The organism is Metapseudomonas resinovorans (assembly GCF_002003485.1).
GTDB lineage: Bacteria > Pseudomonadota > Gammaproteobacteria > Pseudomonadales > Pseudomonadaceae > Metapseudomonas > Metapseudomonas resinovorans_D.
In genome coordinates this window covers 1-17,987 of sequence record NZ_BDMA01000027.1, presented here as the reverse complement: position 1 = coordinate 17,987, position 17,987 = coordinate 1, and the positions used below count along the sequence as shown (strand labels likewise).

Here is a 17,987-nt window from a genome sequence, read left to right as displayed (position 1 = left end):
TAGGACCCGTTGTCCAACGCAGTGGGAGCAATCCCAGGCGTCGACATCTGTCTGCGTCGCCCCTCGCGGTCGAAGGAGGCCGCCATGTCCTACCGAGCATTCTTCCTTGCCGTACTGACCCTGACCCTGGGCGGCTGTGCCGTCTATGACTACGACAACGACTACTACGGTCGCCGCTATTACGGTGACGACGACTACCGTGCGCACCGTTACTACTACGACCCGCCAAGGACGTCCTACCACGTGGTCGATCAGCGTTACGACGATCGTTACCACGAGCGCCGCTATTACGACCGTCGCAACTACGACGGCCGCAAGTACGACGGGCGCAAGGACTACTACAAGTCCGACAAGCACCGTTACGACAAGCGCTATTACGACGACCGCAAGTACCGTAACGACCGGCGTTACTACCAACAGCCCCAGGACAACTTCCAGGAGCGTCGCCACGACTACACCCCGCGTTTGCAGACCTGGGGCCGCAATGATCGTCAGCCGGGCTATCGTCCACCGACCAATCACCAGAACGACTACCGCCAGCACAACTACCGCCAGCAGTACCGGGTGCAGCCGGGCTACGAAGCGCGGCCGCACAACAATCCCCGCTACAACAACCGCAGCAACTGGTCGATGGAAAACCGGCGCTAGCCGGCAGGAAAACGGCGGTCCTCTTCCAGTAACAGTTCCCTCATCGCCCGCGCAGCCGGAGACAGGCTGCGCGCGGCATGACTGACCACGCCGTAGGCCGATAGGGTCCTGGTCCTGGCAATTGGCTCCAGCACGGCCAGTCGACCGGCCATCACGTCTTCGGCGACCACATCCCAGGGCGCCATGCTGATCACGTCGCTCTCGGCGACTACCGCTTTCAGCACCACGAAGTTGTCGCACTCGATGCCCAGCGGTTTTTCGTTGCCGGCCAGTTCGCCGATGGATCGCGCCACTTCTACCGGCAGTTGCGTGCCGGCCAAGGCATAGGCGGCCAGGTCGGTCAGTCGCACCTGGTCTCGCGCCAGCAGTGGATGGCCGGGGCGGCAGAACAGGGTGCCGGGATGGCGGCGCAGCGGAATGATGTCCAGCAGGGGATCGCCTTCGAACTCGCGAATGTCCGCAACGAACATCTCGATCGCGTCTTCCAGAAGGTGTTGGCGCAGGCTGCGCCAGTTTTCCAGGCTGAGCCGCACCCGCACGCCCGGGTGCTGACTGGCGAAGCGTCCCAGGGCGCGTGGTACCAGGCGGGCGGCGGGGTAAGGGCCAGCGCCCAGGTGCAATTCGCCGCTGTCGAGGTTTTCCAGTTGGGCCACGGCGCTGTGCAGGGCCCGGCTGCCGTCCAGCAGTCTGCGGGCATGTTCCAGCACCAGGCGGCCGTGGGCGGTCAGGCTGATCTGCCTTGGCCCCCGGTCCAGCAGGCTGCATCCCAGGTTTGCCTCCAGGGCCTGGATGCTGCGACTGAGTGCAGGCTGACTGAGATTGACCGCCTCCGCCGCTCGGGCGAAGTGGCCGTATTCGGCAAGGGCAACGAAATGGCGAAGCTGGCGAAGGTCGTTCATGCGCGTCATGCATCAATTATCGAAGAAGAATGCATTGGAATTATTAGCAGGCCCCTGCCAGCCTGTCTCGGCCTATAACAACAATCCCCGAGCGAACCATGCGCAACTCCATCCGTTTCAGCGGCCTGCTGCTGGCTGCCGCACTGCCCCTGGGCGCCGACGCCGCGCTGCCGGAAGAGTCCATCCAGCCCAGCATCAACGCCGAGCTGGCCGAGCACACCAAGCACTTCAACGAGAAGGTCTACAAGATCGCCGACAACGTGTATTCGGCGGTGGGCTGGAACCTTGCCAACAGCGTGATGATCGAGGCACCCGAAGGGCTCATCATCGTCGACACCGGCGAGTCGGCCGAGCAGTCGCGCAAGGTGCTGGCGGAGTTCCGCAAGATCAGCGACAAGCCGATCAAGGCCATCGTCTACACCCACTTCCACCCGGACCACATCAACGGTGTGAAGGGCTTCGTCAGCGAAGAGCAGGTGAAGAGCGGCGAAGTGCAGATCTATGCCCAGGAGACCTTGCTGGAGAACGTGGTCACTCAGGGCGCGCTTGTCGGTCCGATCCTCGGCATGCGCTCGGGCTACAGCTTCGGTGCGGCGTTGCCGGACAGCGACAAGAAGGACATGAACGCAGGTCTCGGCCCGCTGGCACACGAGGGCAAGTCCACCTTCATCGCGCCCACCATCACCTTCAAGGACAAGCTCGACACCACCATCGCCGGCCTGCCGGTGCAGTTCCTTCACGTACCCAGTGAGGCGCCGGACGAAATCGTCCTGTTCCTGCCGCAGAACCGCGTGCTGATCAGCGCCGAGGTGACCCAGGGGCCGACCCTGCCGAACATCCATACCCTGCGTGGCACCAAGTTCCGCGATCCGGTGGTGTGGGTGAACAGCCTCGACAAGTTGCGTGCCTACCAGGCGGACTTCATGGTGCCGCTGCACGGCCAGCCGGTGTCCGGCAAGGACAAGGTGGAAGAGGTGCTGCGCATGACCCGCGACGCCATCGCCTATGTCCATGACCAGACCGTGCGTTGGATGAACAAGGGCCTGACTCCCGATGAGCTGGTGGAGAAGGTCAAGCTGCCGTCCTACCTGGCGGGCTACACCCCCTACCTGCGCGAGTACTACGGCACCGTGAAGCACAGCGTGCGGCAGATCTATCAGGGCTACCTGGGCTGGTTCCAGGCCGATCCGGTGGACCTCGACCCGATCCCGCCGGTGGAGAAATCCAAGCGCCTGGTGGCCCTGATGGGTGGGCGCGACAAGGTCCTGATGGCCGCTGGCGAGGCTTACCTCAAGGGCGACTATCAATGGGCCGCCGAGCTGGCGAGCTACGCCATCCGCATCGATCACGACGACCAACTGGCCCGCGAGATCAAGGCGCGCAGCTTCCGTCGCCTGGGTTACGCCAGCATGAACATCAACTGGCGCAACTGGTACCTGATGAGCGCCATGGAGCTGGAAGGCAAGCTGGACGGTAACGCTGCGCTGCAGCTGTCCCAGGGCATGCGTAACGCCTTCCTTTCCGATGACATGCTGAAGAACCTGCCGGCGCGCATCTTCCTGCAGAACTGGGTGACGCGTATCGATCCGGAAAAGAGCGCCGACGTGAACCTGACTCTGGGCTTCGTCTTCCCCGACATCAAGGAGGAGTGGGCACTGGAAGTACGTCGTGGCGTAGCCGAGTTGCACAAGGGCATTCCCGATGGCACCACGCTCAAGCTGACCTTCGACAAGACCTACCTCGATACCGTCATCAGTGGTCAGAACAGCCTGCTCAAGGGCGCCATGCTGGGCGACGTGAAGGTCGACGGCAATCTGCTGGACATCAAGACCTTCCTCGGCTGCTTCGACTTCGAGGAGGCGCCCATCGCGCTCACCGTACGTTGAGCGAGCGCTCCAACCGAAAGTGCGGAGAGCCGCAAGGCACCAGGCGGGCACACTGCCCGCCTGGTCCGCACACTTCGGAGGCACCATGCACCTGTCATCCTTCCTCAAGGGCGCCTTGGCCATGTTCTGGCTGGTGGCGCTGCTCAACCTCATCTACCCCTTCGGTGAGCCGTTGCACCGGCCGCTGTTGCTGGCGGCGGGCGTGGTGCTGCTGGCCCACGTCGCCGAGGCGGCACTCTTTAACCGCAAGTTGAAGGCACGTCCCTTCCCCTGGCTGGAGCGGCTGCAGGTGCTGCTGTTCGGCTTTCTGCATCTGCGCGGTCTGCGCTGAGTCACGCGCACCGACCTTTTGCAGGTAGGGTGCGCTGTGCGCACCGGCGCTCGGATGTGAAGCCGAGAGGCCCTGGGCAAGCATTGGTGCGCACGGCACACCCTACGCGCTGTCCGTGACATGGCGGCAGAATGCCATTGTTTTTTTCAGGTACAGCCCGCACCATTCGCGCCGTGTTTCATGGGGCCCCGATGGCCTCCTGGATGGGATAGTGGATGTTCCGAGGTTGCGTTCAGGCCTGGCGTACGCGCAGGGGGTGGCGGATGCCGGCCCTGGTCGCGGCGTTGCTGCCGGCGCTGCTGGCCGGAGCACTGCAGGCTGACTGGGACTTCACCCTGATCAGCCGACGCGCCGAATCCCTCTATGGCCCCCTTGGCCCCGGCAAGCAACGGATAGACGACTGGCAGGCCATGCTCGGGCATCTCTCCGGCGTCGACGAGCAGAAGCAACTGGAAGAAGTGAACCGCTTCTTCAACGCGAAGCTGCGCTTTCGCGATGACCGCGAACTCTGGGGCGAAACCGATTACTGGGCGACGCCGGTGCAGGCCCTGCGCATTGGCGCCGGTGACTGCGAAGACTTCGCCATCGCCAAGTACTTCAGCTTGCGTCAACTCGGCGTGCCCAGCGAGAAGCTGCGTATCACCTACGTCAAGGCGCTGCGGCTGAACCAGGCGCACATGGTGCTGACCTACTACGCATCCCCGGATGCCATGCCGCTGGTGCTGGACAACCTGGTGGGGATCATCCGTCCCGCCAGTCAACGCTCTGACCTGTTGCCGGTGTACGCCTTCAATGCCGAAGGCCTCTGGCTCGCGGGCAAAGGAAGCGGCAAGCAGGTAGGGGACGCCAAGCGACTGTCGCGCTGGCAGGAATTGCTCAAGAAGATGAAGGCCGAAGGCTTCCCCGTGGAACCGGCCCGATAGGAGTCGAGATGTCTCTGTTCAAACAGTTGTTGATCGCCATCTGCCTGTTCCTGGTCGTCGCCTTCAGCGGCAGCTTCATGGTCGGCCTGGAGAGCTCGCGGGAGCAGTACGTCAACCAGTTGCGCTCCCACGCCCAGGATGCAGCGACCGCCCTAGGCCTCTCGCTGACGCCGCACATCGACGACGCGGCGATGGTCGAGCTGATGGTCAGTTCCATCTTCGACAGTGGTTATTACGAGAGCATCCGGGTGATCGACCTGGAAAGCGGCAAGATCCTGGTGGAGCGTACCGGCGTGCCCGATGCCGTGGGCGCCCAGGTGCCGCAGTGGTTCGTCGACCTGATCGGCCTGCGCTCGGCGGGTGGCGACGCCATCGTCAGCCGTGGCTGGCAGCAGGCCGCGCAGGTGGAGGTGCAGAGCCATCCAGTGTTCGCCCTGTCGCGGCTCTGGCAGAGCGCGTTGGGCAGCCTTGGCTGGCTGCTGGTATGCGGCCTGGTCAGTGCGGGCCTCGGTGCCTTCCTCCTGCGTCGCCAGCTCAAACCGCTGGACTACATGGTCGAACAGTCCCATGCCATTTCGCGGCGCGAGTTCCTCAGCCTGCCGGAGCTACCGCGCACCCCCGAGCTGCGGCGTGTGGTCCAGGCGATGAACCAGATGGTGGAGAAGCTCAAGGCCCTGTTCCAGGAACAGGCCGAACGCAGCGAGCGTCTGCGCGACGAGGCGTATCGGGACGGCCTCACCGGCCTCGCCAACCGGCGCTACTTCGAGATGCAGTTGCAGGCGCGCCTCAGTGCCGAGGATCAGGCCAGCGCGGGTTATCTGTTCCTGTTACGGGTGCATGACCTGGCGGGGCTCAACCAACGCCTGGGTGGCCAGCGTACCGACCAGTTGCTGCTGGCGGTGGCCGAGCTGCTGACCCAGGTGGCGGCGGGGCATGGCGCCGGTCAGTTGGTGGCGCGCAGCCGTGGTGGCGATTTCGCCTTGCTGCTGCCTGGCCTTGTGACGGAGGAGGCTGAGCAACTGGCGCAGCGCCTGGATGCCGGGCTGGCCAACCTGGTGACCACGGGCGCGGCCGATGCACTGCCGGTGGCGCATATGGGCCTGGTGCCGTTCAGTCCGGGTGAAGCCCTGCCTGACCTGCTGCGCCTGGCCGACGAAGCCCTGGCCAAGGCGGAAAGCCAGGCCGACCGAACCTGGGCGACGCTGACCCAGGGCGAAGCGCCCAGCGTCGGCGATGAGCGCCACGCCTGGCATCAATTGTTGGATCGCGCCCTCAGCCAGCGTCAGCTGCAACTCTATTTCCAACCGGTGGTGGACAGCGGCGACCGCGCGCGAGTGCTGCACTACAAGGTGCTGTCGCGCCTGCGCGACGAGCACGGCGAGAACATCCCGGCCGGGCGGTTCCTGCCCTGGTTGCAGCGTTTCGGCTGGATGGCGCGTCTCGACCTGCTGATGCTGGAACTGGTGCTGCAACAGATGGCCAGCCATGACGAAACCCTCGCGCTCAACCTCTCCGGCGCATTGCTGCGGGAGCCTCAGGCCCAGGAGAAAGCCTTCGAATTGCTGCGTAAACATGCCCAGTTGGGACCGCGTCTGGTGCTGGAGCTGGAAGAGGATCAACTGCCCGAACAGGCCGTGCTGGAGCAACTCACACGTCGCCTGCGCGAACTGGGCTTCAACCTCAGCCTGCAACACTTCGGTGGCCGCTTCAGCATGATCGGCAACCTGGCTCGCCTGGGCCTGGCCTACCTGAAGGTGGACGGCAGCTACATCCGCGCCATCGACCTGGAAGCTGACAAGCGCCTGTTCATCGAGGCCATGCAGCGCGCCGCGCACAGCATCGACCTGCCGTTGATTGCCGAACGCGTGGAAACCGAAGGGGAACTGGAGGTGCTGCGGGCGATGGGCATTCAGGGCGTGCAGGGCCAGCTGTTCGGCGCGCCGGCGCACTGGCGATAGTGGTATAGCGAGAGGCGAGATCCCTGTAGGGGCGAATTCATTCGCCAAGGGGCACGCAGTGCCCCCAAGGGAATCCCAAGGGCAGGCCGCTGGCCTGCAAGGCGAATGAATTCGCCCCTACAAGGTGCTCGAGAACCCGAGACTCAGATCAGCCCCGAGCCAATCTCGTCATCTTCTTCGACGATCAACCGCGAAATGCCGCCAAGGGCCTCGCGTGCCTGGTTCCGGCTGAGCAGCTTGGATTGTGCGGCCGGTGGCAGGTCGGTGATGCGGATCACGCCCTTGGCCATCAACGCGGTAATCAGGTCGTCGAGTACCCGGATCATGTCCAGGTCACTCTGTTTCAGTTGCAGCAGGCTGCTTTGCATCGCCAGGTTGGCGTACCAGGCCTGGATCTCCTGGTCGTCGGCCGGCAGGCTGCCGGTCATCTCATCGAATGCAGCCGCTTCGACGCGAACCAGGCTTCCTTCTTCGTCGCGCTGGATATAGAGCATGGCGAATCTCCCTTCAGGAATGCCGCGAGCATGAGGGCAGACGCCCCCGGCCCGCAACCACCTGAGTGGCTGCGGGCCGGGGGGCATCAGTTCTGGTCGACCTTGATGGTCGGATCAGCACCTGCAATCAGGGAGTTGATGGACTGTCCGCTGAGCTGGGCCGCCGCGCCTTCCAGGGTGATGGACAGGTCGGCATGGCTGGCAGCGGTACCGCCATCGTTCAGGTGCCCGTCTTTGCTCACCAGCAGGGTCGCATTGCCGGTGCCGTTGTCGACGATCAGCTTGAGGAAGTTGTCGATGGTGGCACTGGATTCCCCTTGCAGCAGGTCGCTGAGGTTGAGCTTGTCGCCCTCGCTCATCTTGAAGTCCTTCACCACATCCTGATCAGGGCTGCCGACGACGCCCGAATCACCGGCCTTCCACACGAAGGTGTCGTTGCCGCTGCCACCCCAGAGCGTGTCGCTACCTTTGCCGCCGGTCAGCGTGTCGGTGCCGGTGCCGCCGAACAGGATGTCGTTGCCGTTGCCGCCGATCAGTTGGTCGTTGCCGCCCTGGCCATAGAGGATGTCGTTGCCGTCACCGCCCTGGATCAGGTCGTTGCCGCCACGAGTGTCGCCATCCACGTTGAAGGTGGAGTGGTTGTTCTTGATGTAGCTGTACAGCTCATCCGACGTGGCGACGTGGCCGTTCTTCAGCTCCAGGAAGCTCTGCAGCGCCTTCATGCCCGAACCTGCCGGCAGGTCGGCCGGCTTGGCCGGGTTGCCGTTGACACCCCAAGGCAGGTAATCGGTGTTGATGGTGTCACCGAAGATGATGTCATCACCCGCACCACCGTTGATGGTGTCGTGCCCCACGGCCACCGGCGTGGTGCTGCTGGAGCCGCCGTTGAGGGCGCTGGTCAGGTCGCTGGCCTGCTGGACGATGTCGACCTGGCCGGAGGGGCCGGTGACTACGTTCTGGCTGGTGACGGCGATATTGTCGATCCACACGACAGCGTCATTGCCGCCAGTGCTGGCGTCGTTCAGCGAGAACTCGATCTTGTAGTCGCCGTCGGTCAGCACCTTGGATTCGATGGTCGCACTGGTGCCCGTGGTCCGGGTGCCCGAATCTTCTACTGTCCAGGACGTAGTGCCATTCGCGGCTGTGACTTTCTTCCAGAGGGTCCAGGTGAAGGTGTCGTTAGTGTTGAACACCGTGCTCTGGTAGCTGAAGGACAGCTTGCCGGCATTGTTGGCGCTGACGCTGAACTCGGGGCTGGTGGTGCGTATGGCGCCGTCGCCGTATTCGTCGCTGATCCGAAGCTGGTCGTTGTCGCGGCTGACGTCGCCGTCGTTGTCGCCGGTAGTGGTCCAGTTGCTGGCCCTGTTGATACCGCCGTTGCTGCCAAAGTTGGCGATGGTCGTGCTCGTGGTACCGAAGTTCAGCGAGCTGTTACCGGTCACGCTGGTGTTGTCGAAGAACTTCAGATAGTTCTCGTTGACGCCCGGGCCGATACCAATGGCGCGCACCGTGCTGAGGCCGCTCAGGGTACTGAAGGTGGCGATGGATTGAGTGAGTACGGCGTAGTCGCTGCTGGCGCCACTGTTGGTGGTAGTGGGGTCGCCGTCGGTGAGGAACAGCGTCAGGTTCTGGTAGCCGTTGTTCTGACCATTGAACCAGCTGGTGGCATCCTCGAAGGCATCCTGGTAGTTGGTGCTGCCATCGGCGCTGAGGCCCTCGTTCTGGCTGCGGCCGATCGCCGCCAGGAGTTGCTCGATGTTGCCGTTATTGAGGTCGGTGATGTTGATCTTGGTGGAGGCCGAGCCAGCGAAGCCGATCAGGGTGATGTTGATGTCCCCGTCGTGATTTTTCAGCTGGTTCGCGAGATTCAGCAAAGCGTCCTTGACCAGCTTCATCCGCGAGTTGGCGTAGGTGACACCGCTTTGCCCCTGCAGGCTGTAGGCCATGGAGCCTGAGGTGTCCACGATCAGCGCGACGTTGTAGTTTGTGCCTGGCTGGGTGGTGGTCAAGGTGCCACCGATGTCACCGAGGATCACGTCATCGCCGCCGCCACCGATGATGTTGTTGTCGCCGTTCGGGTTCGTCGGGACTTCGACACGGCCGATGTTCAGCGTGAAGTCATGGTTGCCTGAGGTATTGACCCCGCCGTTGGCGGTGCCGCCGCTGTCCTGTACGGCGAACTGGAAGGTCGTCTGGTTGCCGGTTGCGCCCGGCTGGTAAGTCAGCTTGCCCTGGGCGATATCACTGGCGCTCACAGAGGTGTTGGCGCCAATGGCCACGCCGTTGAGCAGCAGGGTGCCGCTGCCCGGCAGCGCCTTGATGATCACGTTCTGCAGGCTGTGGGTCTGGCCGGTGGAGGCGTCGATGCTGTCGCTGAAGCTGAAGTCCGCCACTTTGAAGGCGTAGGTGCTGCCGGAATTGACGCTGGCGGCGCCGTTAGCTGAGGTCGGCGCATCGTTCACCGGATTGACCGTGATGGTGCCCTGGGCTGGGGTGGCATCCTGCAGGCCCGTGTTGTCCACAGCGCTGTACTGGAAGTTGGTGTTGCCGTTCCAGTTGCTGTCGGGGCGGAAGTAGATGGTCGCGCCATTGCTCACGGCGGCGATGACGCTGGCCGCGGTGATGGCAATGGTGCCGGCTGCATCGCTGTAGAAGGTTCCGTGCTGCGGCAGCGAGGTGATCTTGAAGCTGGCGATCGTGCCATCGATGTCCGAGCCGCTCAGGCTGATGGCAATCAGGCTGTCTTCATTGCCGGTGGGGCTGGCCGAGTTGGTTTCCGGCGCGTCGTTCACCGGGTTGACGGTGATGGTGCCCGTCGCCGGAGTGGCATCTGCCAGAGCGTTGTTGTCAGTGGCGGTGTACTGGAAGGTGCTGGTGCCACTCCACTCCCCATTGGGCTTGAAGTAGATGGTTGCGCCGTTGTTGGTCGCCGTGATGACGCTGGCGAGGGTCAGCGGATTGGTGGCGGCGGCATCGCTGTAGAAGACGCCATTGGCCGGCAGCGAGGTCAGCTTGAAGCTGGCGACAGTGCCATCGACATCCGAGCCGCTGAGGTTGACGGCGATGACCGTGTCTTCATTGCCCGTTGCAATGGCGACGATGGCTTCCGGCGCATCGTTCACCGAGTTGACGGTGATGGTGCCGGTCGCCGGAGTGGCATCCGCCAGACTCTCGTTGTCGGTAGCGGCGTACTGGAAGCTGTAGGTGCCATTCCAGTTTGCATCGGGTTTGAAGTAGATGGTTGCGCCGTTGCCGGTCGCAGCGATGACGCTAGCGAGGGTCAACGAGTTGGTGGCGGCGGCATCGCTGTAGAAGGTGCCATTGGCCGGTATCGACGTCAGCTTGAAGCTGGCGACAGTGCCGTCGACATCCGAACCACTGAGGTTGACGGCGATGACGGTGTCTTCATTGCCCGTCGCGCTGGTGACGTTGGTTTCCGGCGCGTCGTTAACCGGGGTGACGGTGATGGTGCCGGTCGCCGGAGTGGCATCCGCCAGGGCGTCATTGTCAGTGGCGGTGTACTGGAAGGTATTGGGGCCGCTCCAATCCGCATTGGGCTTGAAGTAGATGGTTGCGCCGTTGTTGGTCGCCGTGATGACGCTGGCGAGGGTCAGCGGATTGGTGGCGGCGGCATCGCTGTAGAAGACGCCATTGGCCGGCAGCGAGGTCAGCTTGAAGCTGGCGACAGTACCGTCGACATCCGAGCCGTTGAGGTTCACGGCGATGACCGTGTCTTCATTGCCCGTCGCGCTGGTGACGATGGTTTCCGGCGCATCGTTCACCGAGTTGACGGTGATGGTGCCGGTCGCCGGAGTGGCATCCACCAGACTCTGGTTGTCGGTAGCGGCGTACTGGAAGCTGTAGGTGCCATTCCAGTTCGCATCGGGTTTGAAGTAGATGGTTGCGCCGTTGCCGGTCGCAGCGATGACGCTGGCGAGGGTCAACGAGTTGGTGGCGGCGGCATCGCTGTAGAAGGTGCCATTGGCCGGTATCGACGTCAGCTTGAAGCTGGCGACGGTGCCGTCGACATCCGAACCACTGAGGTTGACGGCGATGACGGTGTCTTCATTACCGATAGCGCTGGCCGCGTTGGTTTGCGGTGCATCGTTCACCGGCGTGACGGTGATGTTCAGCGTGGATTCGCTGCCGGTATTGGTGGTGTAGGTGACCTGCGGGACGTTGCCGTTCCAGTTGGTGGCCGGGGTGAAGCTGTAGTCACCATTGCTGCCGAGGGTGAAGGTACCGACGTTGGCGATGGTCGCGGTCTGGCCGGCGTTGAAGTTGCTGGTGATTCCCGCCACGGTGAAGCTGGCGACGGTCAGGGTGTTATCCACATCGCTGTCATTGCCCAGCACGTTGCCGTTGGCCGGGTTGTCTTCGGCGACGGTGTTGGTGTCAGCGATCAGAACGGATGCATCGTCCACCGGCGTGACGCTGATGTTCAGCGTGCTGTTGCTGCCGGTGTTGGTGGTGTAGGTGACCTGCGGCACCGAGCCGTTCCAGTTCTGCACCGGGGTGAAGGTGTAGTCACCATTGCTGCCGAGGGTGAAGGTGCCGACGTTGGTGATGGTCGCGGTATCGCCGGCGCTGAAGCTGCCGGTGAGGCCGGCCACGCTGAAGCTGGCGACGGTGAGGGTGTTATCCACATCACTGTCGTTGTCCAGCACGTTGCCGGTGGCCGGATTGTCTTCGGCGACAGTCTCGCTGTCGGGCGCCAGGACCGAGGCGTCGTTCACCGGAGTGACGGTGATATTCAGCGTCGAGTTGCTGCCGGTATTGGTGATGTAGCTGACCTGGGGGACGTCACCGTTCCAGTTCTGCACCGGGGTGAAGGTGTAGTTGCCGTTGGCCGCGATGCTCAGGGTGCCGACCCCGGCGATCACGGCGCTGGTGCCAGCGCTGAAGCTGCCGGTGATGCCGGTCACGGTGAAGCTGGCGACGGTGAGGGTGTTATCCACATCACTGTCGTTGTCCAGCACGTTGCCGGTGGCCGGGTTGTCTTCGGCGACGGTCTTGGTGTCAGCGATCAGAACGGAAGCATCGTCCACCGGGGTGACATTGCTGAAGCTCAGGACACCGGTGTCGGTGAGGCTGCCGTCGGTGACGGTATAGGTCGCGCTGGGCACCGGGCCGTTGTAGTTCAGCGCCGGGGTGAAGGTGTACGAACCATTGGCATTGATCAGCAGCGTGCCGACGTTGGTGATGGTGGCCGTATCGCCGGCCTGGTAGGTGGTGCCATTGACCACGAACTGGGTAACCGTCAGGGCGTCGCTATCGGCATCCGAGTCGTTGGTCAGGACACTGCCGTTGACCGGAGTGTCTTCGGTGACCGCAATCGTACCGTCATCCGCCGCGATGGGCGCATCGTTCTCGGGATTGGCGATGGCGAAGCTGAGCTGCGCGGTATCGGTGAGGCTGCCATCGGAGAGGGTGTAGGTGGCACTCGGTACCGCGCCGGTGTAGTCCTGGGCCGGGGTGAAGGTGAAGCTGCCATTGGCGTTGATCACCAGGGAGCCGACACCGGTGAGGGTGGCGGTCTCGCCGGCCAGATAGCTGGTGCCATCGAAGCTGAAGCCGGTAACGGTCAGGGCATTGCCGTCCGGATCGCTGTCGTTGGTCAGCACACTGCCGCTGATCGGGGTGTCTTCGGTGACGGCAATCGGACCGTCATTGACGGCGATTGGCGCGTCGTTGACCGCATTGACGGTGATGGTGGCGGTGGCCGGGGTCGGATCTTCCAGGCTGTCGTTGTCCACCGAGGCGTACTGGAAGCTGGTGCTGCCGCTCCAGTTGGCATTCGGCACGAAGGTGACCGTTGCACCGTTGGCAGTCGCCGGAATGATTGCGCCAAGGCCAAGTACGACGCCGTTGAGCATCAGGTTGCCGTCGGCGGGCACGGACTTGATGACGAAGTGGTCGACATTGCCATCGATATCCGAACCGCTGAGGTTGACCGTGATCGAGCTGTCTTCGTTGCCGGTGCCAGTGGTGGCGTTGGTTTCCGGCGCATCGTTCAGCGGGGTAACACTGATGTCGAGCGTGGATTCGCTACCGGTGTTGGTGGCGTAGGTGACCTGCGGGACGTTGCCGTTCCAGTTCTGCGCTGGAGTGAAGGTGTAGTCACCATTGCTGCCCAGGGTGAAGGTACCGACGTTGGTGATGGTCGCGGTATCGCCGGCGCTGAAGCTGCCGGTGAGGCCGGCCACGGTGAAGCTGGCGACCGTCAGGGTGTTATCCACGTCGCTGTCGTTGTCCAGCACGTTGCCGGTGGCGGGATTGTCTTCAGCCACAGTCTTGCTGTCAGCGATCAGCGCGGACGCATCGTCCACCGGGGCGACATTGCCGAAGCTCAGCTCGGCGGTGTCGGTGAGGTTGCCGTCGGAAACGGTGTAGGTCGCGGTCGGTACCGGGCCGTTGTAGTTCGGGGCCGGGGTGAAGGTGAAGCTGCCGTTGGCGTTGATCACCAGGGTGCCGACGCCCGCGAGGGTGGCGTTCTGGCCAGCCAGATAAGTGCTGCCACCTACTTCGAATTGAGTAACGGTAAGGGTGCTGCTGTCGACGTCATTGTCGTTGGTCAGGACATTGCCGGTGGCGGCGATGTCCTCGGTAACCGGAATCGGGCCGTCATTGGAGGCAATAGGCGCGTCATTTACCGGCGTGACAGTGATATCCAGCGTGGATTCGCTGCCGGTATTGGTGGTGTAGGTGACCTGCGGCACCGAGCCATTCCAGTTGGCGGCCGGGGTGAAGGTGTAGTTGCCGTCAGCGGCGATGGTCAGGGTGCCGACACCGGCGATCACGGCGCTGGAACCAGCGTTGAAGCTGCCGGTGAGGCCGGCCACGCTGAAGCTGGCGACGGTGAGGGTGTTATCCACATCGTTGTCGTTGTCCAGCACATTGCCGGTCGCCGGGTTGTCCTCGGCCACGGTCTTGCTGTCGGCGATCAGCGCGGACGCATCGTCCACCGGGGTGACGATGATGTTCAGCGTGGATTCGCTACCGGTGTTGGTGGCGTAGGTGACCTGCGGGACGTTGCCGTTCCAGTTCTGCGCCGGAGTAAAGGTGTAGTTGCCGTCCGCAGCGATGGTCAGGGTGCCGACACCGGCGATGACCGCACTGGAGCCCGCCGTGAAGGTGCCAGTCACGCCACTGATGCTGAAGCTGGCAACGGTGAGGGTGTTATCCACATCACTGTCGTTGTCCAGCACGTTGCCGGTGGCCGGGTTGTCCTCGGCGACGGTCTTGCTGTCAGCGATCATCACGGACGCATCGTCGACCGGCGACACGTTGCCGAAGCTCAGCTCAGCGGTGTCGGTGAGGTTGCCGTCGGAAACGGTGTAGGTCGCGGTCGGCACCGGGCCGTTGTAGTTCAGAGCCGGGGTGAAGGTGAAGCTGCCGTTGGCGTTGATCACCAGGGTGCCGACGCCCGCGACGGTGGCGCTCTGGCCGGCCAGATAAGTGCTGCCGCCGAAGGTGAAGTCGGTGACGGTCAGGGTGTCATTCTCGACGTCATTGTCGTTGGTCAGCACATTACCGGTGGCGGCGGTGTCCTCGGTCACCAGGACCGGGCCGTCATTGCTGGCGACCGGCGCATCGTTCACCGGCGTGACGGTGATATCCAGCGTGGATTCGCTGCCGGTATTGGTGGTGTAGGTGACCTGCGGCACCGTGCCGTTCCAGTTGGCGGCCGGGGTGAAGGTGTAATTGCCGTTCGTAGCGATAGTCAGGGTGCCGACACCGGCGATCACTGCATTGGAGCCAGCGGTGAAGGTGCCCGGCACGCCACTGACGCTGAACGTCGTAACAGTCAGGAGGTTATCCACATCGCTGTCGTTGCCCAGCACATTGCCGGTGGCCGGATTGTCTTCGGCCACTGACTTGGTGTCTGGTGCAACGACAGTTGGGTCGTTCACCGCGTGGACGGTGATGTTGCCGTTAACCGGAGTGGGATCTGCCAGGCCGCTGTTGTCGATGGCGACGTACTTGAAGTCGGTGGTGCCGCTCCAATTGGCATCGGGTTTGAAGTAGATGGTCGCGCCATTGCTGGTCGCAGTGATGACACTGCTGAGCGTCAGCGGATTGGTGGCAGCGGCGTCACTGTAGAAGGTTCCATTCGCGGGCAGCGAGGTGAGCTTGAAGCTGGCGACAGTGCCATCCACATCCGTGCCATGCAGGTCGACCTGGATGACGGTGTCTTCATTGCCAATGGCGTGCTCCGGGCTGGTCCGCGGGGCATCGTTGCTGCCATTGATGGTGACGGTGACGCTAGTCTTGGTGCCGTCGGCGCTGACCACTTCGAAGGTGTCCGTGCGGGAATCACCGACATTCAGCTCGTTGAATGCAGAGTTGGCGGTGTAAGTCCAGGCGCCGGCCGCATTGATGCTGAAGCTGCCATGGCTGCCAACGGTCCCCGTCTGGGCAACGAAGGTTGCCGGGCTGTCGACGTCGCTGATGGTCAAGGTGCCGCCAGTGGTGAGCGGGACGTCGGTTTCGGTCAGTTGGACGTTGGCACTGCCGAGGACAGCCGCTTCATTGGTACCGATCACGGTGACGCTGATGACATGGGTGGTGCCATCCGCGGCGCTGACGGTGAAGGTCTCGGTCTTGCTCTCGCCTTCGGTGAGCGCCTGGACCTGGGCCGCGCCGTTGTCGAGGGTGTAGGTCCAGGCGCCGTTGCTGCCCAGGCTCAGGGAGCCGTAGCTGCCGGTCTGGGTGCTGGCGGTGAAGAGGTTGTCCGTGCCATCGACATCGGTGGCGGTCAGGGTGCCCCCGGTGGTGAGGGTGGTGTCCTCTTTCACGCTGCCGGTGTCGACGCCACCGATGATGGCGCCGTCGTTGGTCCCTGTGAGGGTAATCACCAGGTTGGCGGTATGGGAACCGCCGTTACCGTCGGAGATGGTGTAGCTGAAGGTTTCCGTGACCTTTTCGCCCTGGGCCAGGCTGCTGGCGTTGTTGGCCACATAGCTGTACGAGCCGTCGGCATTGAGGGTCAGTTGGCCAAAGAGGCCGTTGACGGTGTGGCCGACATTGCCGCTCTGGTTGTTGACCGCCACGACGGTCAGGTTATCGCCGTCCGCGTCGGTGTCGTTGCCGAGCACACCTCGGCCGGTGCTGGTCAGGGTGGCGTCTTCCTGCACGTTGTCGCTGTCGGCGTTCGCGACCGGCGCGTCGTTGACTGGGATGACGCCAATGCTGACCGCGCCGTTCACCGTGGTGGTGCCGTCATAGACGCTGTAGGTGAACGAACCTACAGCATTGCCGCTGGTGTAGTCGGCCGGTGCGTTGTACTTCAGGCCTTCCAGCTGGGCGCTGGTCAGAACCTGGCCATTGCTGACCGGGGAGCCATCGGCCAGGGTGACGTTGCCCAGGGTGGGCAGGCCGGTGATGGTGATGGTCAGGCTGTCGCCATCGATGTCAGTCGGCGCTTGCAGGCCCAGGTCGGTGCCGACGCTCTCTTCATTGACGTTGATGGTGTTGCTGTCGACGACTGGGGCGTCGTTGACCGAGGCCACGGTGATGGTGCCAGTGGCCGGGGTGCTGTCCTCCAGGCCCTGGTTGTCCACCGCGGCGTAGTCGAAGCTGGTGGTGCCGTTCCAGTTGGCATTCGGCACGAAGGTGACACTGGCGCCGTTGCCGGTGGCTGGCACGCTGTCACCGATGGCCAAGGCCACGCCATTCAGCAGCAAGGTGCCATTGGCCGGCAGCGACTTGATCACGAAGCTGGCAATGCTGCCGTCGAAGTCCGAGCCGCTGAGGCTGACCGGGATACCGGCGGAGTCTTCATCGCCGACACCACTGGCGGCATTCGTTTCCGGCGCATCGTTGACCGAGGCCACGGTGATGGTGCCGGTGGCCGGAGTGGCGTCCTCCAGGCCCTGGTTGTCCACTGCGGCGTAGTCGAAGGTCGCGGTGCCGTTCCAGTTGGCGTTGGGCACGAAGGTGACACTGGCGCCGTTGCCGGTGGCCGGCACGCTGTCACCGATGGCCAGCGGGACGCCATTGAGTTGTAGGGTACCGTTGGCGGGCAGGGACTTGATCACAAAGCTGGCAACGGTGCCGTCGAAGTCCGAGCCGCTGAGCGCAACCGGAATACCCGCCGAATCTTCGTCGCCGGTGCCGCTGGCTGCGTGGGTGTCCGGGGCGTCATTGACCGATGCCACGGTGATGGTGCCAGTGGCCGGGGTGCTGTCCTCCAGGCCCTGGTTATCCACCGCGGCGTAGTCGAAGGTGGTGGTGCCGTTCCAGTTGGCGTTGGGCACGAAGGTGATACTGGCGCCATTGCCGGTGGCCGGCACGCTGTCGCCGAGGTTGAGTGCCACGCCGTTCAGCAGCAGGGTGCCATTGGCCGGCAGGGATTTGATCACGAAGCTGGCAACGCTGCCGTCGAAGTCCGAGCCGCTAAGGCTGACCGGAATACCCGCCGAATCTTCGTCGCCGGTACCGCTGGCTGCGTGGGTGTCCGGGGCGTCGTTGACCGATGCCACGGTGATGGTGCCAGTGGCCGGAGTGGCGTCCTCCAGGCCCTGGTTATCCACCGCGGCGTAGTCGAAGCTGGTGGTGCCGTTCCAGTTGGCGTTGGGCACGAAGGTGAGGCTGGCGCCGTTGCCGGTGGCCGGCACGCTGTCGCCGATGTTGAGTGCCACGCCGTTCAACAGCAAGGTGCCATTGGCCGGCAGCGACTTGATCACGAAGCTGGCAACGCTGCCATCGAAGTCCGAGCCGCTCAGAACAACTGGAATACCCGCCGAATCTTCGTCGCCGGTGCCGTTGGCTGCGTGGGTGTCCGGGGCGTCATTGACCGAGGCCACGGTGATGGTGCCAGTGGCCGGGGTGCTGTCCTCCAGTCCC

8 protein-coding genes are annotated in these 17,987 nt (G+C 63.5%); 5 read left to right on the top strand and 3 right to left on the bottom strand.

Annotated features, from left to right (window positions below; all coding sequences use genetic code 11):
- The first annotated feature begins 84 nt into the window (after positions 1-84).
- The gene (locus MnOB_RS08650; RefSeq protein WP_077523815.1) at positions 85-648 is read left to right on the top strand and encodes a hypothetical protein; all 564 of its coding nucleotides are present in this window, start codon (positions 85-87) and stop codon (positions 646-648) included.
- On the opposite strand, the gene MnOB_RS08645 is transcribed toward MnOB_RS08650, so the two are convergent.
- Complete coding sequence (locus MnOB_RS08645; protein WP_077523814.1) at positions 645-1,547, bottom strand: LysR family transcriptional regulator; 903 nt, start codon at positions 1,545-1,547, stop codon at positions 645-647. The two genes, MnOB_RS08650 and MnOB_RS08645, sit on opposite strands and share 4 nt — an antisense overlap.
- Before the next feature lie 98 nt (positions 1,548-1,645).
- Here MnOB_RS08645 and MnOB_RS08640 point away from each other — a divergent pair, with 98 nt between their 5' ends.
- The 4 genes from MnOB_RS08640 (at position 1,646) to lapD (ending at position 6,645) form a co-directional block, all read left to right on the top strand.
- The gene (locus tag MnOB_RS08640) at positions 1,646-3,433 is read left to right on the top strand and encodes an alkyl/aryl-sulfatase (RefSeq protein ID WP_077523813.1); all 1,788 of its coding nucleotides are present in this window, start codon (positions 1,646-1,648) and stop codon (positions 3,431-3,433) included.
- 85 nt (positions 3,434-3,518) lie between these two features.
- Entirely contained in the window at positions 3,519-3,764 is a 246-nt protein-coding gene (locus tag MnOB_RS08635; RefSeq protein WP_077523812.1) for a DUF1145 domain-containing protein, read from the top strand.
- Between the two features lie 263 nt (positions 3,765-4,027).
- The gene (gene lapG, locus MnOB_RS08630) at positions 4,028-4,687 is read left to right on the top strand and encodes a cysteine protease LapG (protein WP_199824500.1); all 660 of its coding nucleotides are present in this window, start codon (positions 4,028-4,030) and stop codon (positions 4,685-4,687) included.
- Between the two features lie 8 nt (positions 4,688-4,695).
- Positions 4,696-6,645: a cyclic di-GMP receptor LapD gene (gene lapD, locus MnOB_RS08625; RefSeq protein WP_077523811.1), complete on the top strand. Its 1,950-nt coding sequence runs from the start codon at positions 4,696-4,698 to the stop codon at positions 6,643-6,645.
- Between the two features lie 143 nt (positions 6,646-6,788).
- On the opposite strand, the gene MnOB_RS08620 is transcribed toward lapD, so the two are convergent.
- The gene (locus MnOB_RS08620; RefSeq protein WP_077523810.1) at positions 6,789-7,139 is read right to left on the bottom strand and encodes a tryptophan synthase subunit beta; all 351 of its coding nucleotides are present in this window, start codon (positions 7,137-7,139) and stop codon (positions 6,789-6,791) included.
- 86 nt (positions 7,140-7,225) lie between these two features.
- The gene (locus MnOB_RS08615) at positions 7,226-17,953 is read right to left on the bottom strand and encodes an Ig-like domain-containing protein (protein ID WP_265093680.1); all 10,728 of its coding nucleotides are present in this window, start codon (positions 17,951-17,953) and stop codon (positions 7,226-7,228) included.
- Positions 17,954-17,987 lie beyond the last annotated feature (34 nt).